The organism is Metapseudomonas phytobenefica (genome assembly GCF_043392685.1).
Classification (GTDB): Bacteria; Pseudomonadota; Gammaproteobacteria; order Pseudomonadales; family Pseudomonadaceae; genus Metapseudomonas.
Genome location: NZ_JBHZGM010000018.1, coordinates 85,583 through 105,927, shown reverse-complemented (window position 1 = coordinate 105,927; position 20,345 = coordinate 85,583). Strand labels below are relative to the sequence as shown.

Here is a 20,345-nt window from a genome sequence, read left to right as displayed (position 1 = left end):
ATGTCGCTGGCCTGCCCCGGTGACAGCATGAAGCGAAGAGGTATCCCATTGGCATCGCAGATCAGGTGAATCTTGGTGGTCAGGCCGCCTCGACTACGTCCCAATGCATGGTCTACCGGTTCTTCTGCCCCCCCTTTTTCCCGGCGCCAGAAGAGGCTCGGGTTGCGCGCACCGCAGTGGAGTCGATCATCCACGACTCCAGGTCAATCAGGCCTTCCTGATTCAGCCGGACGTGCAATCGCTCAAGTACTCGGTCAAACGTGCCGTCGTCTCGCCAGTCACGGAACCGTTGATACACCGTCGACCACGGGCCGAAACGCTCCGGCAGATCACGCCAGGCGGCTCCGGAGCAGAGGATCCAGAAGATGCCGTTCAGCACCAACCGATCATCACTTCGAGGTCGGCCCAGCTTCTGTTCCGGGGAAACCAGATCCTTGATCAACTCCCAGCCCGCATCCGGGAGTTCGTAGCGCCTTGCCATGTGGGCCTCCAGCCAATCATGGCGGCAATTCTACCTGCACCGACTTTTCGTACAGAACCTAGGTAGGGAGCTGCCTTCCAGTAAACCATTGGGTCTCGCTCGCCTACTGCGCGGAACACTGCATCTGCCGCCAGATACTGGCGGACATCCTCAGGCTGCACATTTAGAGTATTGCTGGGTTCAATCAGCATGCCGTCATGCTCTTCCGTAGCGGCCACTCGTTCAGTGCGAGCCATCACTTCTCGCAAGCAGAGCTCGAGTTCCTGCTTGGCTGGCAGAACCTGATCCATTTCTCCTCCAGCGGCACGGCGTAACCCGCGACCATATTCAGTAATCGCGGATTTCAGACGGCCAACGCGCTTTTCGTCATGCCCCAGCAGAAACGCAGTAGTCGCAATGAAATCCTTGTAGTGGTCCTCCTGCTCGATCTCCGCGTCGGTGGTGAACAGCTTGTACGGAGTGGCGGAGAGCAGCAGCACCCTCGCTGGGTCTCCTGCCGATGATTTGGCGCTGAAAAGTGCCTGTGCGATCTCTGCCGCAGGATCAGATTCGGCTTGCGCGGGGTCCAGAAGTGTTTTGAATCGCTGGAACTCATCTACCACTATCAAATCTGGCTCCAGGGCTTCGACGCAAACCTCAGCCAGCAGTTGGCGTAGCTCCCCGATCAAACGTCGGCGTAAGTGACCGGCATCCGTCGGATAGCACTCCCGGTAACGCGCGAAGTATCCGGTCACGGCTTGAGAGACTTCGTGTTGCAGACCCCCACTATCCTCGAATCGCTCACGGAAACGCGCAGCAATGCCCTTCTCCAGCGGCATTGGCCAGTCATTAAGCTGCTGACGCCAGCGATCACGGTCCCTGACCGCCCCCTGGAGAAAGTTCATCAGGCCAACTCTCGGCATAACTACGCCATCGAGGAGGTGAAACAACAACCGGCGCTCATTCTGCATGCCGGTCGATCGCCCCATGTTAAAAGAGGTGCCCGGGGTAAAACTGACGAAGTTCAGCTTGCTGTCAGCCAATCCCCGCTGGCCCTCACGGGGAGCAAGCTCGGTGGCAAGCATTGTCAAGCGAGATGCAAGGGAAAAACTAACCTGGTTGTTACCGGTGATCCGTAGCTTAGGTAGATTGGAGCGGGCAATACTCTGATTGCTGCAGATATAGATCACATCAATCCGATCGACATCTTGCCAGAGTCGGTCTATCGCCCTAGCAATCACACCTCGGGCGACCAGCGTCTTGCCAAGTCCTACCTCATCAGCAACCAAGAAGCGGCCAGTACTGTCATCAACATCAAACATGCGAAAGAAAGCATGTTCCACTGTGCGCCTCTGGAACGTCTTCAGAGGTGCTAGAACGCTATCGACATCCGGTCGTTTCATTGAGCTTCCTTGTCAGCCAGCACAGAATCAACTGCTTGCCAGACGGCATAAAGCTCATCCGGCACGATCTTTCGTCCCTCTTCCGATTGACGCAAATCAGCAATCAACCGCCGTACCGGGATCAACCGCTGCGGATCACGCGAGGCCGCACGTAGCATATCTTCCAGTAATGGTTCCCCACGGAGCCCCTGACCTCCGGCAAAATTCCAAGGCTGCCCGGATCTTTCTCCAATGAGCCCAGCAATCTCCTCCAAGCCACCAAGCAGAGCCCGCAGGAACTGCAGAAATCGCTCCGGGCTATCGATCAGCGTGCGCAGCACATGATGGATCCGTTCCTCCGGCATCCCTTCCACAGGCAGCTTGATGGCAAGACGAAGCTCCTCGTCATGACCATCTACTGCAATGCTGAAAGCTACAAATGCTGTCAGCCTGGCAATTGGCAGATTCCAGCTCACACCGTCCTGCCACGTCTTGGCCTGATGCCCTTCAACCGATAAGGGCCAGGTGGTTAGGGTAACGCCTTGAGGCAAGACAATCCCCCCATGCACTGCCATTTGCCAATCGCCTTCTGCCGGTCGACAACTGACATACAACTCCGCCCCCAGCAACGCCTCACGAGACAGTTTGAGCTTGTTTGCCGCATCTCTGGCGCTTTCTTCGTCGGGTGTGAACTCAGCAAAATCGTAGTCTTCACACAGCCTCCGAAAGCCCGACTCCAGAAAAAGGTTGATGCCGACGCCTTTGCCTCCCGGACGTCCTTTAGGACCGGAAGCGGACACCATCACCTCGACGTTATTCCCGGTAAAGGCTGCATCAGTCAGATTGGCAGAGCCGATAAACCAGGTGGCACGGTGCCCCTGCTCAAAGACCATCAGCTTGGCATGTAGTCCTGAAGGACGTGCCTGAGAACCATCCTCGGCCTCCCCATCTGCTGTTGAACTCAGCACTTCTACGCGACTCCATGCCCCCAACAGATCTACGTCAAGTTGCGAGAGCTGATCAGCACGACTGACCAACAAAGATTCACCTGACGCCAGGCTGGCAACTTTATGCAGCGCCTTGTCTGATACAAAGGGGGCAATAGCCAGTACCCGAGTTACCTGTTCAACTGGGCACCAATGGCCTCTTTGCTTGCCAAGACCCAAGACATGGAACTCAAGATCGCTATCGAAGCCCTCCGGCGCCGGAAAAACCGTTCGTTGTATTTCATGCGCCAGTTGCTCAATACCGGCAGTAACGGCGTCATCCAGCGCTTCATTGCCTAGTCCTGGTAATCGACGCAACATGTCAGCCAGCGGCTTAATGGCGGAAACCGTTCTTTTGCCGGGCAAAGCCTCCGACGTCAGAGCAATATCCCAAGACCTGTCAAAGGTTAGATTGCGAGAAGCCACCGATACTCGGATCAGCGGTGATTGATCTTCGGACAGGAAACGAGCGACCCAGACCTTGGGGTGGAAGGCTCCACCGTTCGGCGCTTTTACCGGATGGACGCTGGACTCCAACGCCCCATATAGAGTCCGGCCATTAGCAGGTACGGCAATGCCGGCCTCATCGACAAAAACCTGTATGCGTTCGCCAGCCTCACGAATCGCCTCCAGCAACACCAGCGGATCCTGTAGAAGCTGCTCAACTCCGGCATCTGTCTGAGCTAATACCGCTAGCGGCAAGGCCAGCAGCACCTCCAAATCCAGGCTGTAGGTAGTCAATACGGTTCGATCTAGCCGGTAACCTGGTGGCGGTTTGAGCAAATCCATGGCCACGGCACGGGAATCAGGAGACAACATCAGCGTGACAACCCCTCATGTAGATCCATCAGCAGCCGACGCACTTGGCTCCAGCGAAATTCCATTCGCCCAACGCCTACACGACCACTCCAGTCTGCCAACCGGCCAGCATTAGCGAGTCGCGCCCGCGTGGGTCCTTTGAGCTGTCGCTCTCGCGTCTCAATCAGGGACCGTAACTCGCGATCATCAAGCGCTCGCTCAGCATCGCCATGACTGACACGCTGCAACCAGCGTTCGACAAAACGGCGCTGAAGCTCTGGGCTTCGCACCTGCTGACCCGCCACGAAAGCCCACAATCCCTCCGGCTGGAATGTCTGCAGGTCTGTCCTGGCCCTCTCCATCCACTCGGAAAATTCCCGGCGGTAAGAGTCCGCGGTTACTAGATCACCTTCCGACTGATTGGCCTTGCCTCGCTTCTCCGCCAACATCAGGTTGTAAAGGAGCGGCGCCCCTTCAATGACCAATGAAAACTGCCGAGCCAATTCGAGTGTGGTAACGATCTGAGTGGGCGCGTCCGATCCCAGGCGAATCTGCCAAAGCTCTTTGGACTGACTGGCAAGATCATGATCAGCCAACCAACCCAGCAATGAGCCATTACAGTTGGCACGAATCTGCGCCTGTACGAACTCAGCCTCCTCTCGACTCAGAGAAAACCCTGCCGCCTCAGAGAGTCCCGCGAACAAAGATGGCAATCTCGGGTGCCAGGTATAGCGGCCAGATAAAAGCACACCAGGATCGTCAGCCGAAGCCTCTGGTCGACGAGCCTCGCGGCGTAGATCATCAAAATGGGCGTGATACCAGCTGAGACTTTGTCGAGGCACGAAAATACCCCAACGAGACAGTGCAGCCCAATACACGCTGCTTGGCAGACGAGCAAGAGACTCCCGTGCCTGGATACCGATCACACCATCATTGCCTTGGTCTGCAAGATAGGAGATCAACTCCACCTCTTTAGCGCGCGCAGCTCTGGCGATATCCCCTCCCGCCCCCATTTGCTCGAGACGTGTGTAAATCCACGGGATAAGCAGCACATAGCGCAAGCGCGTATGCAGTACTGAAGTCCCTGGGAACAGTGCGTCAGACAAGGCATCGCGGAGGCTGCCCAGGCCGAGCTCGTCGACAGTACCCTGCTCCTTAAATAGATCAAGAATTTGGCGGACCTTATCGCGGTCGGCTGAGGTCAGGTCCAGCCAGGTTAAAGATGCGGTCAAATTTCTCGCTTCCCTTCAAAAATAGGTTCCTGGTCTGTCCCGGACTGAGTGGACACTGACTTAAGGTGGATGCCCGTGCTCCACTATTACCTAAAGTGCTCGCGAAAGCTGGCCCTGAAATCCAGCGGCGTCAGATAGAGCTGGTCCAACAGATCTCCACGCAGGATAAAGAGTTTCGGGTCACTACTGAGCTGGAACACCCGATAGAGGTAAAACTGGTCGTCTGTCTCTCTGGAGAATTCCAACTCGTTGTGGCTGACGATGAACGAAGTCGCGATACCTCCATTTGTGGCTTTCACCTCGATGTAACGATGTAGCACCTCATTCTCGAACGAGAGGATGTCGTAGCCGGCGCCATCTCCTCGAGTTTCCGAGACCCAGTCCAACTGCTGGAATAGCTCAGGATGGCCCATTTCCGTCAACCGGTGCTGCTCGTAGCCAATTACCCAATGCTCTCCTGACCGTCCTAACTTGCGGTTCGCTTCGTCCCGAGCGGCGTAGTCGAGCTTGCGCGGCAGGCGCTGTCGAACAGGCGCCGGCACAACAAGCTTCTTTCGCTCTTCCTTGGCAGGAGAATCAACCAATACAGCCGAATAAGATTTCTCCGCCGGGGTTTTCACCTCCTCCAACGCATCGACGATCTTGCCCACTGCTACCGAATGTTGGATGACGTACTCCTGCACAGCCTTGCGCAATAGCAACTGGCTGTTGCCGCGTGGCTTGTAGCCTTGGATGAAAGGCAACCCCAGACCAGCGAGGACGGAGCTGATGTTCTGATGCTTCAGCTCAACAGATGCCTTGCTGCGCCCATTGAGTTGCCTGCGCAGCACCTCATTGTGCTCAGACTTGTTGTAGGCCAAACCATCAGCTTCTAATCGCAGCATTTCGAAATAGTCTGCGACCGTCGACTGGACCTCGTCTTCTGACCAGCCCTCCCCGATGCGGTGAAGTTCGAAGCCCATTGACTGAAGAAGAGGCACCACGGTCGCTTCGCCGCCGGAGAAATCCTCCGCCCCCAGGACACCTTGATTAGGGAATTGCTTGCCGAAGGCAACACCTACGATCGCCTTGGAATCGCAGAGCTCCCCCGTCCGAGGGTTGCGTACCAAGTAATCCCTGGATTTGCCGAAGCCGTAGCGCTTGAGAAACGCCACCCGCCCCAGTTGCGAAAACTCGTCCATTGCGGCCTGTACGGCGGCCGGGCTTTTCAGGAGGGAAAGCTGGGGCACTGGCTATGCGTCCTTGCAGTAAAATTTCCGAGCAACTGTCAGCTTTGTCCTACACAAAATCAAGACTTGTAAGAGCCTGACCAACGTCCGAAGCGAGCGGTTACGCCTAGATGGAACGTCCTATATCAATGACTTCACACTCGACAGTGGCCTTCTGGCATGTAAACCGCTTCTTACGATTGGTGAGAAAGTCCTACAGGCTTTTTCACTTCGTCTGAAGGACGTATGGTGTCGAGCTGAAGCCATACAGGCACAACGCTGGCCCCTTACCTCCGCTGCCTGATCAGGACATCACAGGACATCCACGTGACGAACGCATCCACTACGCCCTCCCCTCTGGTCGACGTATCCCAGCTCGCCAAAAAGCTTGAGCAATTCGCCAATGATCGAAATTGGGCTCAGTTCCACTCTCCCAAGAATCTGGCGATGGCCCTGGGTGGAGAGGTGGGTGAACTCACCGAGATCTTCCAGTGGATGACTGAGGACGCCTCTAAGGAAGCAGCCCGAAATCCGGAAACGGCCCAGGCTGTGAAGGACGAATTGGCCGACGTGCTGATGTACGTCGTGCGGCTGGCCTCGGTGCTGGGCGTCGACCTTAGCGCCGCAGTGCAACAGAAATTGAAGCTGAACGGCGAGAAATACCCGGTCGAGAAGGCCTGGAACACGAGCAAGAAGTACAACCAGATCTGAGTTAAGGCGCCTGCCAAGGAAGACTGAAGTTGATCGTTTACGAAGCCACCAAGAAGCAGTTCCTCCACGATCACGATAATGACGACATCGAGGATGTGATCCTTCAAAGCTTCAAGACCGCAACCGGAAAAAAGGTCGCAGAGTCGGAGGTCAATTCCTGGAAAGGATCTCTTGGCTACATGGCCAAGGTGCTACGGGATGAAGAAGTCCCCAACGACGCCGGCTTGGCAATCGAGCTGCATATCCCACAAACCTCGAAGCGTATCGACGTTACCCTTACCGGGCACGATGCGTCGGGCGCAAAGAACGCCGTGCTCGTCGAACTGAAGCAGTGGCACAAGATCACGGCTACCAGCAAAGACGCCATCGTGAAAACTGCGTTGGGCAAAGGGCTGCGCGAGGTAGTGCACCCCTCGTACCAAGCTTGGTCCTATGCGTCGCTGCTGGAGGGATTCAATGAGGCCGTCTACGAAGACAGCATCTCCGTGCGCCCCTGCGCTTACCTGCACAACTATGTGCGGGACGGTGTGATCGACTCGCCCCACTACCAGGCCTATTTGGAGAAGGCTCCTCTATTCCTAAAAGGCAAAGAGGAACTGGAGCGCCTGCGCGCCTTCATCAAGAAGCACATCAAATGTGGTGATTCCAAGAAGGTGCTCTACGAGCTGGCGAATGGGAAAATTCGCCCCTCTAAAGCACTCGCCGACTCATTGAAGGGACTCCTCGCTGCTCAGCCAGAGTTCGTGCTGATCGATGACCAAAAAGAGGTCTACGAATCGGCGATAGCGGCTGCCAAGTCGGCATCCGAAGCGCAACCCAGGGTTCTGATCATCGAAGGGGGACCCGGCACGGGAAAAACGGTGCTCGCCATTAATCTTCTCGTGCATCTCACGTCACTCGGCCTGGTAGGCAAGTACGTTTCCAAGAACGCAGCACCGCGCAAGGTGTACGAATCAAAGCTGGTTGGCTCAATCACGCGAAGCAAGTTCTCGTATATGTTCACAGGCTCGGGGGCCTTCATTGATACCGAACCGAACACCTTCGACATGTTGATCGTTGACGAAGCCCATCGTCTCAACGAAAAGAGCGGGCTTTACGGCAACCTGGGTGAAAACCAGATCAAGGAGCTTATTGAGTCGTCCAAGTGCGCGATCTTTTTCATCGATGAGGATCAGCGCGTCACGCTCAGCGACATCGGCAGCAAGCAATCCATCAGGAAATTCGCAGAGGCCAAGGGGGCCACAGTTGAGGAGTACAGCCTTGCTTCGCAGTTCCGCTGCAGTGGCTCCGACGGTTACCTAGCCTGGCTGGACGACGTCCTCGATATCCGCCCCACCGCCAACAAGCAGCTCAACGGCGACGAGTACGAATTCAAGGTGTTCGACACCCCTGAAGCACTCCATGCCGCGGTGGAAGCGAAGAACAAGTCAAACAAGGCCCGTGTCGTCGCCGGCTATTGTTGGCCCTGGCGCAGTAAGAAGGACTCGACTGCACACGACATCATCATTGGCGAGAACTACCGGCGCCAATGGAATCTCGACCAGGATGGCAGCCTCTGGATCATCGCCGAAAACTCGATTGAGCAGGTGGGCTGCATTCATACCTGCCAGGGCCTGGAGGTCGATTACATCGGCGTCATCATTGGTCCCGATCTGATCGTCAGGAACGGGCAAGTCATCACAGCCCCGGATCAACGAGACAAACATGACAAATCGATTCGCGGCTACAAGAAGCTGATGAAGGAATACCCTGACCTGGCCAAGCAGGAGACGGACCAGATCATCAAGAACACCTACCGGACCCTTATGACTCGCGGCATGAAGGGCTGCTACGTGTACTGCACAGATCAGGAGACTGCAGCTTATTTGCGGGAGCGGTTGTAGTAAGACCGATCCTGACTGTAGACCCACTCAACTATCCACCTAAGGTAGTGTTCGCGCATTCCGGGACAGACCAAAGTGCTTTCGAGCCCATTGACGGTAAGCGTTCTGCGAAGGCACCTACCTGATCCCTGTATTAAGGGCGATGGTGTCCACCTATTTAAGTGGACACCATTTTTAGCCCTTGCAAGCGGATCCTCATGCGCCAGCGAAACTCTTACCCCAAGCCGTTCAAGGCCCAGGTCGTCCAGGAGTGCCTCCAGCCAGGCGCCTCGGTGGCCAGTGTCGCCTTGAGTCACGGCATCAACGCCAACGTCGTCCGCAAATGGCTACCGCTTTACTGCGATCAGCCGACGACGACATTGCCTGCCTTCATTCCGCTACACACTGAGGCGAAGCGCCAGCCCGAGGCAGCGGTGATCATCGAGCTACCGCTTGGGCAGCAAGCGCTCACGGTAAAGTGGCCTGCCTCCGATCCTGAAGGCTGCGCCCGGTTTATACGCGGGCTTACGCAGTGATCCGCATCGACGCTATCTGGCTCGCTACCGAGCCGATGGACATGCGCGCCGGCACTGACACCGCGTTGGCCCGTGTGGTGGCGGTATTCGGTGCGGCGAAGCCGCACTGTGCTTATCTGTTCGCCAACCGACGGGCCAACCGGATGAAGGTGCTGGTGCACGACGGTGTCGGGATCTGGCTCGCTGCCCGGCGATTGCACCAGGGGCGCTTCATCTGGCCGGGTCTTCGACATGGCGCCGAAGTGGAGCTGGACGCCGAGCAACTTCAGGCGTTGGTGCTGGGTTTACCCTGGCAACGTGTGGGTTCGGGCGGCTCGATCACAGTGCTGTAGCACCTGCCATTAGCCTATCGATTCGTCGCCGCGGATTGCCCGCTCTGAGACAATCGCCGGCATGACTTCCTCGCCCAGCCTCGACCAGATGACCCCCGACCAACTGCGCGCATTGGCCGCGCAGTTGATGTCGCAAGTCGATACGCTGGGCAAGAAGATCCAGCGCATCGAAACGGTCAACGAACAGCTGACCCACGAGATCGCTCTGCTCAAACGGCACAAGTTCGCCAAGCGCAGCGAACAGCTGAGCCCTGCCCAAGGCAGCTTGCTGGAAGACCTGATCGACACCGACATCGCCGCCATCGAGGCCGAGCTGAAGGCGGTGAACCCGCCGACCGCCCCGGCTGAGCCGCGTCAGCAGCCCAAGCGTGCGCCGCTGCCAGCGCAATTCCCGCGTACCGTGATCCGCCACGAGCCAGAAAACACCCAATGCGCTTGCGGCTGCCAGCTGCAACGCGTGGGTGAAGATGTCAGCGAAAAGCTCGACTACACACCGGGCGTGTTCACCGTCGAACAGCACGTGCGTGGGAAATGGGTCTGCCGCCAGTGCGAAACGCTGATCCAGGCACCGGTGCCGGCCCAGGTGATCGACAAGGGCATCCCCACTGCTGGCCTGTTGGCCCACGTGATGGTGGCCAAGTTCGCCGATCACCTGCCGCTGTACCGGCAGGAGAAGATCTTTGGCCGTGCCGGCCTGGCCATCGCCCGCTCGACGCTGGCGCAGTGGGTCGGGCAAACCGGCGTACAGCTCCAGCCCTTGGTCGATGCCCTGCGCGAAGCAGTGCTTGCCCAGCGCGTGATCCACGCCGACGAAACCCCGGTACAGATGCTCGCGCCCGGCGAGAAGAAAACCCGTCGGGCCTACGTCTGGGCCTACAGCGCCACGCCCTTCGCCGACCTGAGCGCCGTGGTCTACGACTTCAGCCCCAGCCGTGCCGGCGAGCATGCGCGCAACTTCCTCGGCCAATGGAACGGTAAGCTGGTCTGTGACGACTTCGCCGGCTATAAGGCCAGCTTCGAGCAAGGCATTACCGAAATCGGCTGCATGGCCCACGCCCGGCGCAAGTTCTTCGACCTGCACGCGGCGAACAAAAGCCAACTGGCCGAGCAGGCGCTGCACTCAATCGCCGGTCTGTACGAAATCGAACGGCAAGCACGCGACTTGAGCGATAAAGAGCGCTGGCGAATACGCCAGGAGAAAGCCGCTCCCATCCTCGAAACACTGCATACCTGGATGCTGGCCCAACGCGACTTGGTGCCTGAAGGCTCAGCAACTGCCAAGGCGCTGGACTACAGCTTGAAACGCTGGGCAGCGCTGACGCGCTACCTTGATGACGGCGCCGTGCCCATTGACAACAACTGGGTCGAGAACCAGATCCGACCGTGGGCACTTGGGCGCTCGAACTGGCTGTTTGCCGGGTCACTGCGCAGCGGCAAACGGGCGGCGGCGATCATGAGCTTGATCCAATCAGCACGCCTCAACGGGCATGATCCGTATGCCTATCTCAAAGATGTGCTTACGCGGCTGCCGACGCAGCGGGCGAGTGAGATCGGGCAATTGCTGCCGCATCGGTGGGTGCCGGTCTAACTCACGCAAGGTGAGTTGGGCAGACGCTTACCATTGACGGGGATTTTCTAATGCTGGTCATGCGTCCAGCATGACCAGCTTGGGCGGACAAAGCATTAGCGGCAAGATCGTCGTAACCCCGATAGGGCACTGACGCGCACTTTACGGCCTCAGAAAAGTGTATGAAGGATCGAACGTCACCTGCAGCGACTTGTTAGACGACAGTACTCGGAGGTTTAAAATTCATAATAATCAATACTCTCGGGGTACTTGCGGTGTAGATCAATAGCGATTTTGCCAATGTACGAATTAGGGTCTGAGACATGGATCACGAGCGTATCTATTGCTCTTGTGAGGGGGATCATCACCCACTTTTTCGCGTAATCAAGGGCCGCCTCATGCTCGTCGTAGAACATGTCTTTTTTTTCCTCTTCGCTGACTTTAGCGTTCTCCTGCTTGTAAGCAAAGAACTCATCTAAGGCGAAATTAACCACGACCCAACCCTCAAGGCCACGACATGATTCGTACTGAACAACCCGAAACTGCTCGACACTAGTTGGATACTCGTCTCGCTGCTCCGGATCAACGGCATCCCAACACTCAAGACCCCATTCAGAATACTGTTTTCCGACCTTCGAACGCCTTTTTCCATCGGCGGAATTTTCCACCCACCCAGGAGGCACACAAAATAGCATGTCAATCGGTTTGTTCCCATCATCTCTAGCGGTTGCCGCCAGCTTAGAATGAAACTTTTTGGACAATGGGTCGCCAACAACCACTATAACTCTACCGCCGTGTGATTCAGGCAGAGGCTCGAGATTCCAATTCGCGTACTCAATTTCCTTAGCGAAATGACCTACCGTTTGGCAAAGACTGGATTTAAGCCGCAGGCTTTTCCTTAATGGAACAATTTGGCTTTCGCACGCCCCAACATTTGCCCGCCAATCAATCTTTTCCACACCTCGTACGAACTGATCAACCCCGTCAGCAATGATTACTTTCTCCGGCCCATACAGCTGATAGATCAGGTCTCGTTCAGTAGCAGGCCAATCTTGCGATTCGTCGATGAGTAACAGATCCCACGTTAAGGACCCACTTTGAGCTGATCTCGACTTCTCGACTTCTTCTTGTGTCACAGTGCCGGTTGACAAATATTCAAGCGCATTTTTTTTGTACACTTCGTATGCCTCAAGGAAATCGCGCTCCTGCTTTGAGATAACACCCAAAGCAACCAGCCATTCGTGCATGAAGCTATGAATGGTCTTGATAGAAATACTTCCCTCTCCGACCGAATCCTTAGCCCCTAGCAAGGCAAGTAGTCTACGCAAATCTGCAACCAAAGCCTTGTTGTAGGTAAGCAAGACAACGCGCAATCCAAATTCGTCATATGCTTGATATGCCACACGAATAAGGCGTACCGTCTTTCCTGTACCCCCGCGCCCTCGAAATATTAGAAGCTGCTTTCCCAGCTTCTCGGCGTATTGCTGCTGCGTTCGATCCAGGACAGATTTAGTGATCGCCTCAAGCCGCTTTCTGTCGATTTTGGATGGAACCAATGTTTTTGAAAACACTTCCAAAGTGTTGGCCATGTAACTTCGAGCGGAAAAGCAACACACCTCGTTAGCGCCCGGCCGACTCGATAGTAAGGCCACCTTTTCCAACAAAACTTCCCAAGTCGCATCCGACCCAAGTATGTTGTTCTGTGTTTTTGGGATAAGCGAACCTTGAACTCGCTCAAGCCAAATCAAATTTGTGATCCAAGGAGAGCTTCTGCTCAGGCTATTCTTCTCAATGTACTTTCTGATGGAGTACTTCTGCCCATCGCTTTGCGCAGTGACATCATGATCACTATCGCGGTACTTAACAAAACACCGATTTCCCTCAAAGCGAACCAAGTGGGGCGAATGCCCTTTTACTTCGAACGAAACACAAAACGAATGGATTAGCGTTTTGTTTTGGGGCGATCGAATTTCCTCCTTGCGGTAGTTGGCAAATAACACGAGCAAGTCGATGTCTTGGATCTTCTGCCCAAAGCATTTAGCCGAAGGAAAAATCTCAAGAATTATCTGATTATCCTCTTCCAGCCCGGCAATACTCGCTGCAGCGAGGCCTGCTAGTTTCTCAGCTGCCTGATACTCCGGCGAGTTGTCGTTTTGCCCATGTATTCTGATCATTCTTCTATGCCGCCCCACTACAATAAGTAGGCGACACAAGTGATGTAATTTTTATGCCACTTGTGTCGCATAACGTCCCTGATCCACCTGTACCCCTTGATCCAATTGAGTCGATCACTCAAAAGACGATATGGGGCTGAGGGGAAAAGCGACAACAGTAGGCTGGAGGTTACGAAGTCGTTTGCGACGTGTCTATGGCCGGTGCTGGCGTGAGCGTCATTGCCCGCGAGTGACCGCTTTTAGCGGATTTTGTTGAAAGGCACCCTTCGGGATTTCTGCCCACAAAAATGCGTTGCTTACGCTGAAATCTGAGCCATTTCTGGGGCAGAGCTGCCTTGGATTTCACGTAGCAACGCAATAATCAGCCGGTTTGGGGGCGATGGACGGGTGACCCCGGCCAACACCGACTTTTTCAACAGAATCGGCGGATAGCTGCCTTCGACAAGCGGCACCTTCCGCCCCAGGCTGTGTAGAAACGTCATCCTCACCTAGATATGTTGGAGCATCATCGCCGGGGACGCTGTATGAAGCGATCCATCGATGAGGTAAGCCGGGCACTAGTCAGCCTGCTTCCAAAATCCGCGTTGCCTTGGTCGGATGAATGCCCCCGTTTAACTGACGCCACCGAGCGAGCACCGCCAGGTAGCGTGATTAGTCGCCGGCCCAGTTCCCAAAGCGATGGAGTCGACTGACGACGGCGAGGCATTCGCACTCAATTGAGCACCCGGAAATTGGGGCAACTAATGGCCAGACTCACCGTTCAGGTGACGTGTCCCCGGGACACATATACCGAGGACACTTCCGTCGCAGACTAACGGAACAAGCCCCGGACTCGCTGATGCGCGTCCGGCAGATTGGATCTGAGCAGGTACTCGTTCAATGCCAAATAGCCGTGGACATTCCGAGCGTTCTTGACTGCGTGAACGAACTCCGGCCTACCGATGAGCCCCGGGTAGGAACCCAAGGCCATTCGACGTCCACCATGTTCTACAAGCATGGGGGCTTCGGACATGCCGCCGGACAAGCACCGGAAATCGTCCAACTCAAGACTGGCGCACAACTGGGACAACGTGGCCTCCTGTGCATTCGGAGGGGAGCAACGCGGCTCCTCGCCGAATATTCCGTAACGTAGAAGCGCCGCGCCGAGCTTCCTGTCCAGTCGGTCCTGGATGTGCTGGTTGTGGAAGTGGTCTAGGCATTCAGTGCATGAAGTGTCGCACGTGCAACTCTCCAGCAGCGCAAGAGTAGCCTCCAAGATCTCTGGGAGGTTTCTCGCCGCCACCTCGGCGTAACCTGCGCCACCCGAGAGGGTGTCGTATAGGAATATGTCCAACATCCGAGCCTCGTTTTGGAGGGCAGGGACAACGCGGAAACCGGAGCCAAACTCAGCTGGGTCGAGATCCAATTGCCTATGGCGGCTCGCAGCGAGCCGGACAGCTTCTGCGATCGTGTGAAGCGCGTCCTCCAGCATTCGCAGGGTTACTATGTCACTGGTGTCGGTCACTAGCGGAGCGGCGACTCTCAGCCTTACCAGCAATAGATCAGTTGTGAAGTCATGGCCGAGAAGAACACGTCGGAACTCACCGGAGCATAGCTGCGGGGTCCCCTGCGGGCCGAGGTAGCGGTAAGGGCGCTCGTGCGGCCCACCAGTCGGTGAGAATTGGTCAAAGACGGAGGCCGCTCCGCATTCGACACATACCGAGAACCCGTTGGCCTGACCGCCCTCTTTTCCCCGGTTGACGGTTACTAGCCTTCGGTCGGTCGCGTGAGTAAAACTAGCATTCGGCCCACACGGCCTAAAGGTGAATACTTCCGGATCAACAGGCTGCGGGAACTGCGCCATCGTTGCGAACGTGATCTCTTGCTCGCGGTCGTCCTCGGGAAGTTCTCTGGCGCATTCGGGACCGAAGACCTCTGGCTGAATCATCGTCTCTTCCTTCAGCGCCCCGCCACAAACAGGACAGGTACTGTCATTTCCCTGGGCCGTATGGGGATCACGCACAAAGGAGCATGCTTCACAATGGACGAGCTTTTTCGCAGCTGCGAAAAGCGGTCTGGCCCGGCTCACTTCCCCGGCGGGAAGATCAGCGAACACGCCTCCGGAACGGTAAGTCTTCTTATCGATAACGATCAGCCGCCCGGGGGCATACTCGCTTAACGCCTGAGAAATCGACTGCTGCGGCCGCTGAACCGTGCGAACCTCCCAAATGCCCTTGAGATTCTTCTCGCGCTTCTCCACCAAGAAACTGCAGAGGCTTGTGGGAAACGCGTAGCTCGGTAGGAGGCCGTGGAAGAAAAGGAATTCCAGCAGTTCTTCCTGTTCTAGCTTCGGTCCTGCGTTTTCGTTTTCCTCAACTTCCTTGTTCTCTCCGTCGTCCTCCGAAGCGGCAGGTGGTGGGACATCTGCGCTGAGTCGACGCAGGGTCGACAGAAACTCTTCCGCCACCTCCGCGAGCCACTCTTCGAGCGCTCGGCCGCCGGTATCTAGGGACGGGGGAAGCCATGCTGCGACGGATGCCCTCAGGTCACCTTCGGCAGCGAGAATACGGTGTGACACCCAGTCTCCAAAACCTTCTAGGTTTAGACCAGTGTCCTGTGCCCCATGGAAAAACTGTCGTGTCGGGCCGAGCGCCTTTTCAAGCATTGACGTTTTTTCACCAAGACCGTGGCCTCCCTGTTCCATGAGTTCGTGGAAGAAGGTCTGGACCAAATAAGCATGCACGTGCCGTCGGGCGATCTTGGGGTTATCTACCTTGACCTCGGGTGTACGCGGCGGTCCAGCCACGATGTGCTCGGGGTTCAGGAAGTAATGGCTGTCGTGAGGCCCGGTCTGGGAATACGTCACGACAGTCGAGACCGAAGCACCGCGACGGCCCGCACGACCGGCACGTTGCTGGTAATTCTCGCGTTGGGGCGGAACGTTCCTCAGTGCTACCGCGACTAGAGAGCCGATGTCGACGCCAACTTCCATGGTGGTGGTGCAACTGAGCACATCGATCGGCCTGTCGGAGTCCTCGATAAGGACGTCTTGAAACCTCAGCTCATAAAGCTCGGTGGTAGCGTGGACGCTGCTGCGGTCCCGATTCGAGAGTTGGGCTGTGTGCTCTTCGACGCTCAGGTTCGAGAGCCGGGCACCGGAGGCGAGGGCATCTTGCACCGGCAGGCGCCAGAAGCCCTTGCGGGCGGCCACGTAATTACTTACCAGGGGATCGACTAGCCTGACCCCTTCGCCTCCGCAGGCAAGGCAGATCGTCCCACCTAAGGCGAGAGGCATGAGGGCTGTGCAGTCCGGACACTGAGCCCAGACGTGGGAAAGGTCGACTCGTAGGCGGAGTGTGTTCGGCGTAAGGAACCAGACTTTGTCTTTCTCGGACGCCAACTGGCTGCGGAACGCTGCCTCGATAGCCTCTACGGCGGGCTTCCCCCAACCGGGGCGACGGGCAAGGGCCTCCGCGAAAGCCCGGTCGAACTGCCCTTTGCTTCCCCAGTCCGGCTTGAAGTAGCCGGCCGCCTTGCAGCGGAGTACCGGGTCCAGCGACGGGTCGAATGCAAACTCCCTGAGCAGGGCATCTATCCAGGCGACTGCGAGTGCTCGGACGTCCTCGTCCCCGAGCGCGATCCCCACCGCCTTGATATCGTCTTTCATCTTTCTGAGTTTTGCCCGCGCGGGCTCGACGAAACCGACGGTTGTTCCCGAAAGCGAATAGTAGTTGCTGCAAAAGAGCTTCAGCAGCGCGATCCGGTATCGTGCGGGTGGCGTTTCCGACGGTTCGAAATCATCGTCGAGAGCCTGCCTCAGGTCCCCCTCGCAGTCGCGCTCGAATTCGGCGCGAGCGGCGGCGATCTTTTTCGCATCTTGCCCGTCGAAAATGAGGAGGTCGTGCTCAGATAGGACGGATAAGAAGGCGAGATAGAGGCTAAGGTTAGGTCGCGGCTCTTGGGGAATGGCCTCCAGTCGCGCGCACGCGAGCGCAACTGCCTGCCGGAACACGTCGAGCTCGATGTCCCGGGGGATGTCGCGAGCCAACCGGGCAGCCTTCTGGCGGCCATCGGAGAAGATGAGTACCTTCCGACCTCCATTGGGGTGCTTTGCATCGATAGCGCGACTTGCCGGCTGGCGAGCCATCTGCGTGCGGACCAACGCGGTGAATGGGGCCTCGCCCTTCGTCACGTGGTCCATCACCTTGGAGGGCTCGTCCTTAGAACTCCGGGTCCTGCGCATGCATACAGGGCATTCGTCGAAGGCAATCTCCACCTGGCCTGCGGCGACCTTGTCGGGTACTTGTACCTTGCGGTAGCTCGAGGCATCTGGGGGGCACGTCGAGGAGAGTTTTCCGGTTGGGACGTGAAGCCACATGTCTTTGTGGCGGCTGCGCGGGTGAACGTTCTCCTCGACCAAGATCTCAATCGGAGTAAGCTCGATGGTGCCGCCTTCGGACAATGGGCCACTCGGCTGATGCCATACAAAGTCCATGTCGGAACTCACGTAGCCGCGGATGAAAGCGGCACCGCAATCGCGGTGAGTGAGCAATTCGTAGACCCTTCCCTTCGACGCGCAATGGCACCGGTCCAAGGGCTTCGTGTGAAGGCGACCCAGGATGGTGGGACCGGCGTGACCGCCGAGTCTTTGCGTGCATTCGGGGTCCACGCAAGCGTGAAGCCCAGGCAGCCCTCTATGGAAAAGATGCAAGCGCGTCGGTATCAATACGCGGCCATCTGAGCGCCGTCGGGCATAGCTACCCAAAGCAAGCAAGGCGTCGGCTGCCCGTGCTGCTGTGTTAGCTGGAGATTCGCAGAAGAGCACCTCGCTGAGGGCGTCGAGCCTAACCGCCTTGCCCGACACCGTCGCGATCAGTGCCTCAAGGGGACCGAAGTCGGTCATATTCTCGTAGAGCCAGTCACGGAATGATGCATGGTCGCCTGCGGTTGGTGCTTGCCAGTTCAGGCGTGCGGCGAGGTCCACCGTGGCCGCCTGCGCGGCGTCGAGGTCGTTGGCTGCATTCTGAAAGGCCCCAAGATCAAACTCCGCCAACGCCTCGGCCTCTTCACGCGTGGCGGGACGTGGGAGAGAACGCGGTTCTGGGGTTCCTTGAATCACTCTGACGCGTCGGGAGGAACCATCTGGCAAGCCTGTTAGATCCCGGGCGAAGCGCTCGCCGTCCTCGACTGCAGTCGGGCCCGAGCCAAGGCTCGCGCTGGTTAGAATGCAACGCATGCGTTCACGGGATATCTCCAGGCGGGCGCAGAGGCGTCGGATGAGAAGAGCGACCTCCGCGCCACCAGCTCCTCTGTACATATGCGCCTCGTCGAGAACGAGGACGAATTCGTTCCGGGGATCAGCTTTGAGCCAATCCCTAGTCTGCTCAAAGATGCCGCGCTCGATGGGGCGCATGAGCATGTATTCAAGCATGGAGTAGTTGGTGATGAGCAGTTCCGGGCAGCGCTGCTGCATCTCGTCCCGGGTCATGAGCTCACGGTCACCGGGCTGCGTAATAAGCCGATGGCCCCAGTTGTTGGCAATGTATTGCTTGCCAGCCTTCTTACCTGACACGTAGGTTTTGGTCTGAGCCGACTCGCGCCCATAGAAGGCGTCGAGATCTTTACTGGGCCAGCGGCCGATGCGTTCCAGCTCCATCCGGACGGCCGATTTCTCTGCAACCTTGCGATAGAACTCTTCGAAAAGAGGCTTGATGAAGCGTTCATCCCGCACGGAAGATCGGCGTCCTGGATAAGGAGTGCGTCCCGTATAACTACCGAAACGTACGGGCCTCGGTCGTCCCTTTGAGAGGACCTTTGCTGCCTCGGGGTTGCCGAGCAATCGCCGGATACGTGCAAGCTGATCGTTGACCAAGGCGTTCATCGGATACAACAGCATCGCCCTGCAGCCTGGAAGCTCCGCAGACTCGGGCCTTTCTTCCCCCTCGATCGCCAACTTACCTATGACAGGCATAAGGAAGCTTTCGGTCTTACCAGAACCGGTACCGGTAGCCACCACCAGGTCGGCCGCTTCATCGCCGAGGAAAGACACGAGCGCTTCCGACTGGTGCTCATAGGGGTGGGGGTAAAGGCCGACGCCCATCCCCGCCAGTTGAGTCAGTGCATCGACGGCAGCCTTAGGAATCGGCAGGCTGTCGTAGAGATCACCCACCTTATAGACTGGAGTGGCTTCCACATAAGGGACTTGGGCGATGGTGGCATCCCTCCGAAGAAGCGCATGGCGCTCTTTGATAAGCCCCTCATCGCGGATGTGATATTGAGCCTCAATGTATTGCCTAAGACTCTCCGCCAGACTCCTCGCTGCCTCATGGACGCCTGTCGCTTCAACAGTTTTCGACATTACGGTCATTAGTTTCCTCTCCCTGCGCCAAAGCGCTCGTCCAGTACGATCCGAAGCCCCTCGAATGCCTTGCGCAAAATAGGTAGAGTCTCTGCGGGGAACATGTGATGCGTTACTCCAGGGTGTTCACTATCGGGCGCAGGGACCTGCCAGCCAAGCAGGAGTACCCGTGCCTCCCGCTCCGGCAAGCGGCGCCCTAGACTGAGTTTCACCAAGCCCTGAGACGCTGAAGCGACGACTCTGATAGGACGCCCTACCTTTGCATCCAGATAAAAGCGAAGACGCCTGGCGTCCTGGGAATCAATGCCGCTAAGTCTCCGCAGACGACTCCTGGCAAATTCGCCAATGAAATAGGAAAACATCGGCCCGGCTACTCCCGAACTGCGCACTCTGCAAAGCAAAATCGGTCCCTCGCCTGCCGGCAGATCCGCAAGCCTGACCCATTCACGGGGCAAGTAGGCGGAGACCTCGCCCATGTCGTCGGGAGCGTCCGTCAGTCGAGTCGTAGCTTCGGCCAGCAGCCGCTCTGACCATGCTTCAAGCCCTTCGGCGGGGGCTCCGATCCATTCATCTGCCTCCCACGCATCTGTCCAGCCTTCGCAAGCGGCTGTCTCCACGAGCCGGACCCTACCCTCAGCCCTAGCCGATGCCCTCACCGCCTGCGGGAGCACCTCTCTTGGCCCTCCACCTAGCAGCACAGCTAGCCCGTCTCCTGCCCGTACAGCGTGCGCCGGCGCCGCAAGCCACCTGCCACCTTCGA

Annotated in this window: 11 protein-coding genes and 1 pseudogene; 5 read left to right on the top strand and 7 right to left on the bottom strand. The window is 57.2% G+C overall.

The window, feature by feature from the left end:
• From ACFW0B_RS15695 to ACFW0B_RS15675, 5 genes and pseudogenes are all read right to left on the bottom strand, one after another.
• Positions 1-481: pseudogene (locus ACFW0B_RS15695) on the bottom strand (IS5 family transposase); the annotation flags it as partial.
• On the bottom strand, positions 439-1,863 hold the full coding sequence (locus tag ACFW0B_RS15690) for a DEAD/DEAH box helicase family protein (RefSeq protein WP_449149664.1): 1,425 nt from the start codon (positions 1,861-1,863) through the stop codon (positions 439-441). The pseudogene ACFW0B_RS15695 and the gene ACFW0B_RS15690, both read right to left, overlap by 43 nt.
• The gene (locus ACFW0B_RS15685) at positions 1,860-3,617 is read right to left on the bottom strand and encodes a phospholipase D family protein (RefSeq protein ID WP_449149662.1); all 1,758 of its coding nucleotides are present in this window, start codon (positions 3,615-3,617) and stop codon (positions 1,860-1,862) included. The genes ACFW0B_RS15690 and ACFW0B_RS15685 overlap by 4 nt, the downstream gene beginning before the upstream one ends.
• 29 nt (positions 3,618-3,646) lie before the next feature.
• Entirely contained in the window at positions 3,647-4,858 is a 1,212-nt protein-coding gene (locus ACFW0B_RS15680; protein ID WP_449149660.1) for a DUF6361 family protein, read from the bottom strand.
• A gap of 86 nt (positions 4,859-4,944) precedes the next feature.
• Positions 4,945-6,087, bottom strand: a complete 1,143-nt coding sequence (locus ACFW0B_RS15675; protein ID WP_449149658.1) for a protein NO VEIN domain-containing protein — start codon at positions 6,085-6,087, stop codon at positions 4,945-4,947.
• Between the two features lie 306 nt (positions 6,088-6,393).
• On the opposite strand from ACFW0B_RS15675, the gene ACFW0B_RS15670 reads away from it, so the two are divergent.
• From ACFW0B_RS15670 to tnpC, 5 genes are all read left to right on the top strand, one after another.
• Positions 6,394-6,777, top strand: a complete 384-nt coding sequence (locus ACFW0B_RS15670; protein ID WP_449149656.1) for a nucleotide pyrophosphohydrolase — start codon at positions 6,394-6,396, stop codon at positions 6,775-6,777.
• Between the two features lie 29 nt (positions 6,778-6,806).
• The gene (locus tag ACFW0B_RS15665) at positions 6,807-8,660 is read left to right on the top strand and encodes a DNA/RNA helicase domain-containing protein (RefSeq protein WP_449149654.1); all 1,854 of its coding nucleotides are present in this window, start codon (positions 6,807-6,809) and stop codon (positions 8,658-8,660) included.
• A 197-nt stretch (positions 8,661-8,857) separates the two neighbouring features.
• Positions 8,858-9,175, top strand: a complete 318-nt coding sequence (gene tnpA / locus ACFW0B_RS15660; protein WP_449149652.1) for an IS66-like element accessory protein TnpA — start codon at positions 8,858-8,860, stop codon at positions 9,173-9,175.
• The gene (gene tnpB / locus ACFW0B_RS15655; RefSeq protein ID WP_449149650.1) at positions 9,172-9,507 is read left to right on the top strand and encodes an IS66 family insertion sequence element accessory protein TnpB; all 336 of its coding nucleotides are present in this window, start codon (positions 9,172-9,174) and stop codon (positions 9,505-9,507) included. The genes tnpA and tnpB overlap by 4 nt, the downstream gene beginning before the upstream one ends.
• Positions 9,508-9,568: 61 nt before the next feature.
• Entirely contained in the window at positions 9,569-11,095 is a 1,527-nt protein-coding gene (gene tnpC / locus ACFW0B_RS15650; protein WP_449149648.1) for an IS66 family transposase, read from the top strand.
• 215 nt (positions 11,096-11,310) lie between these two features.
• Here the strand turns inward: tnpC and ACFW0B_RS15645 are convergent, their stop codons facing one another.
• Positions 11,311-13,248, bottom strand: coding sequence for a DEAD/DEAH box helicase (locus tag ACFW0B_RS15645; RefSeq protein WP_449149646.1), 1,938 nt, complete (start codon positions 13,246-13,248; stop codon positions 11,311-11,313).
• 811 nt (positions 13,249-14,059) lie between these two features.
• Complete coding sequence (locus tag ACFW0B_RS15640; RefSeq protein ID WP_449149644.1) at positions 14,060-19,594, bottom strand: DEAD/DEAH box helicase; 5,535 nt, start codon at positions 19,592-19,594, stop codon at positions 14,060-14,062.
• Positions 19,595-20,345 lie beyond the last annotated feature (751 nt).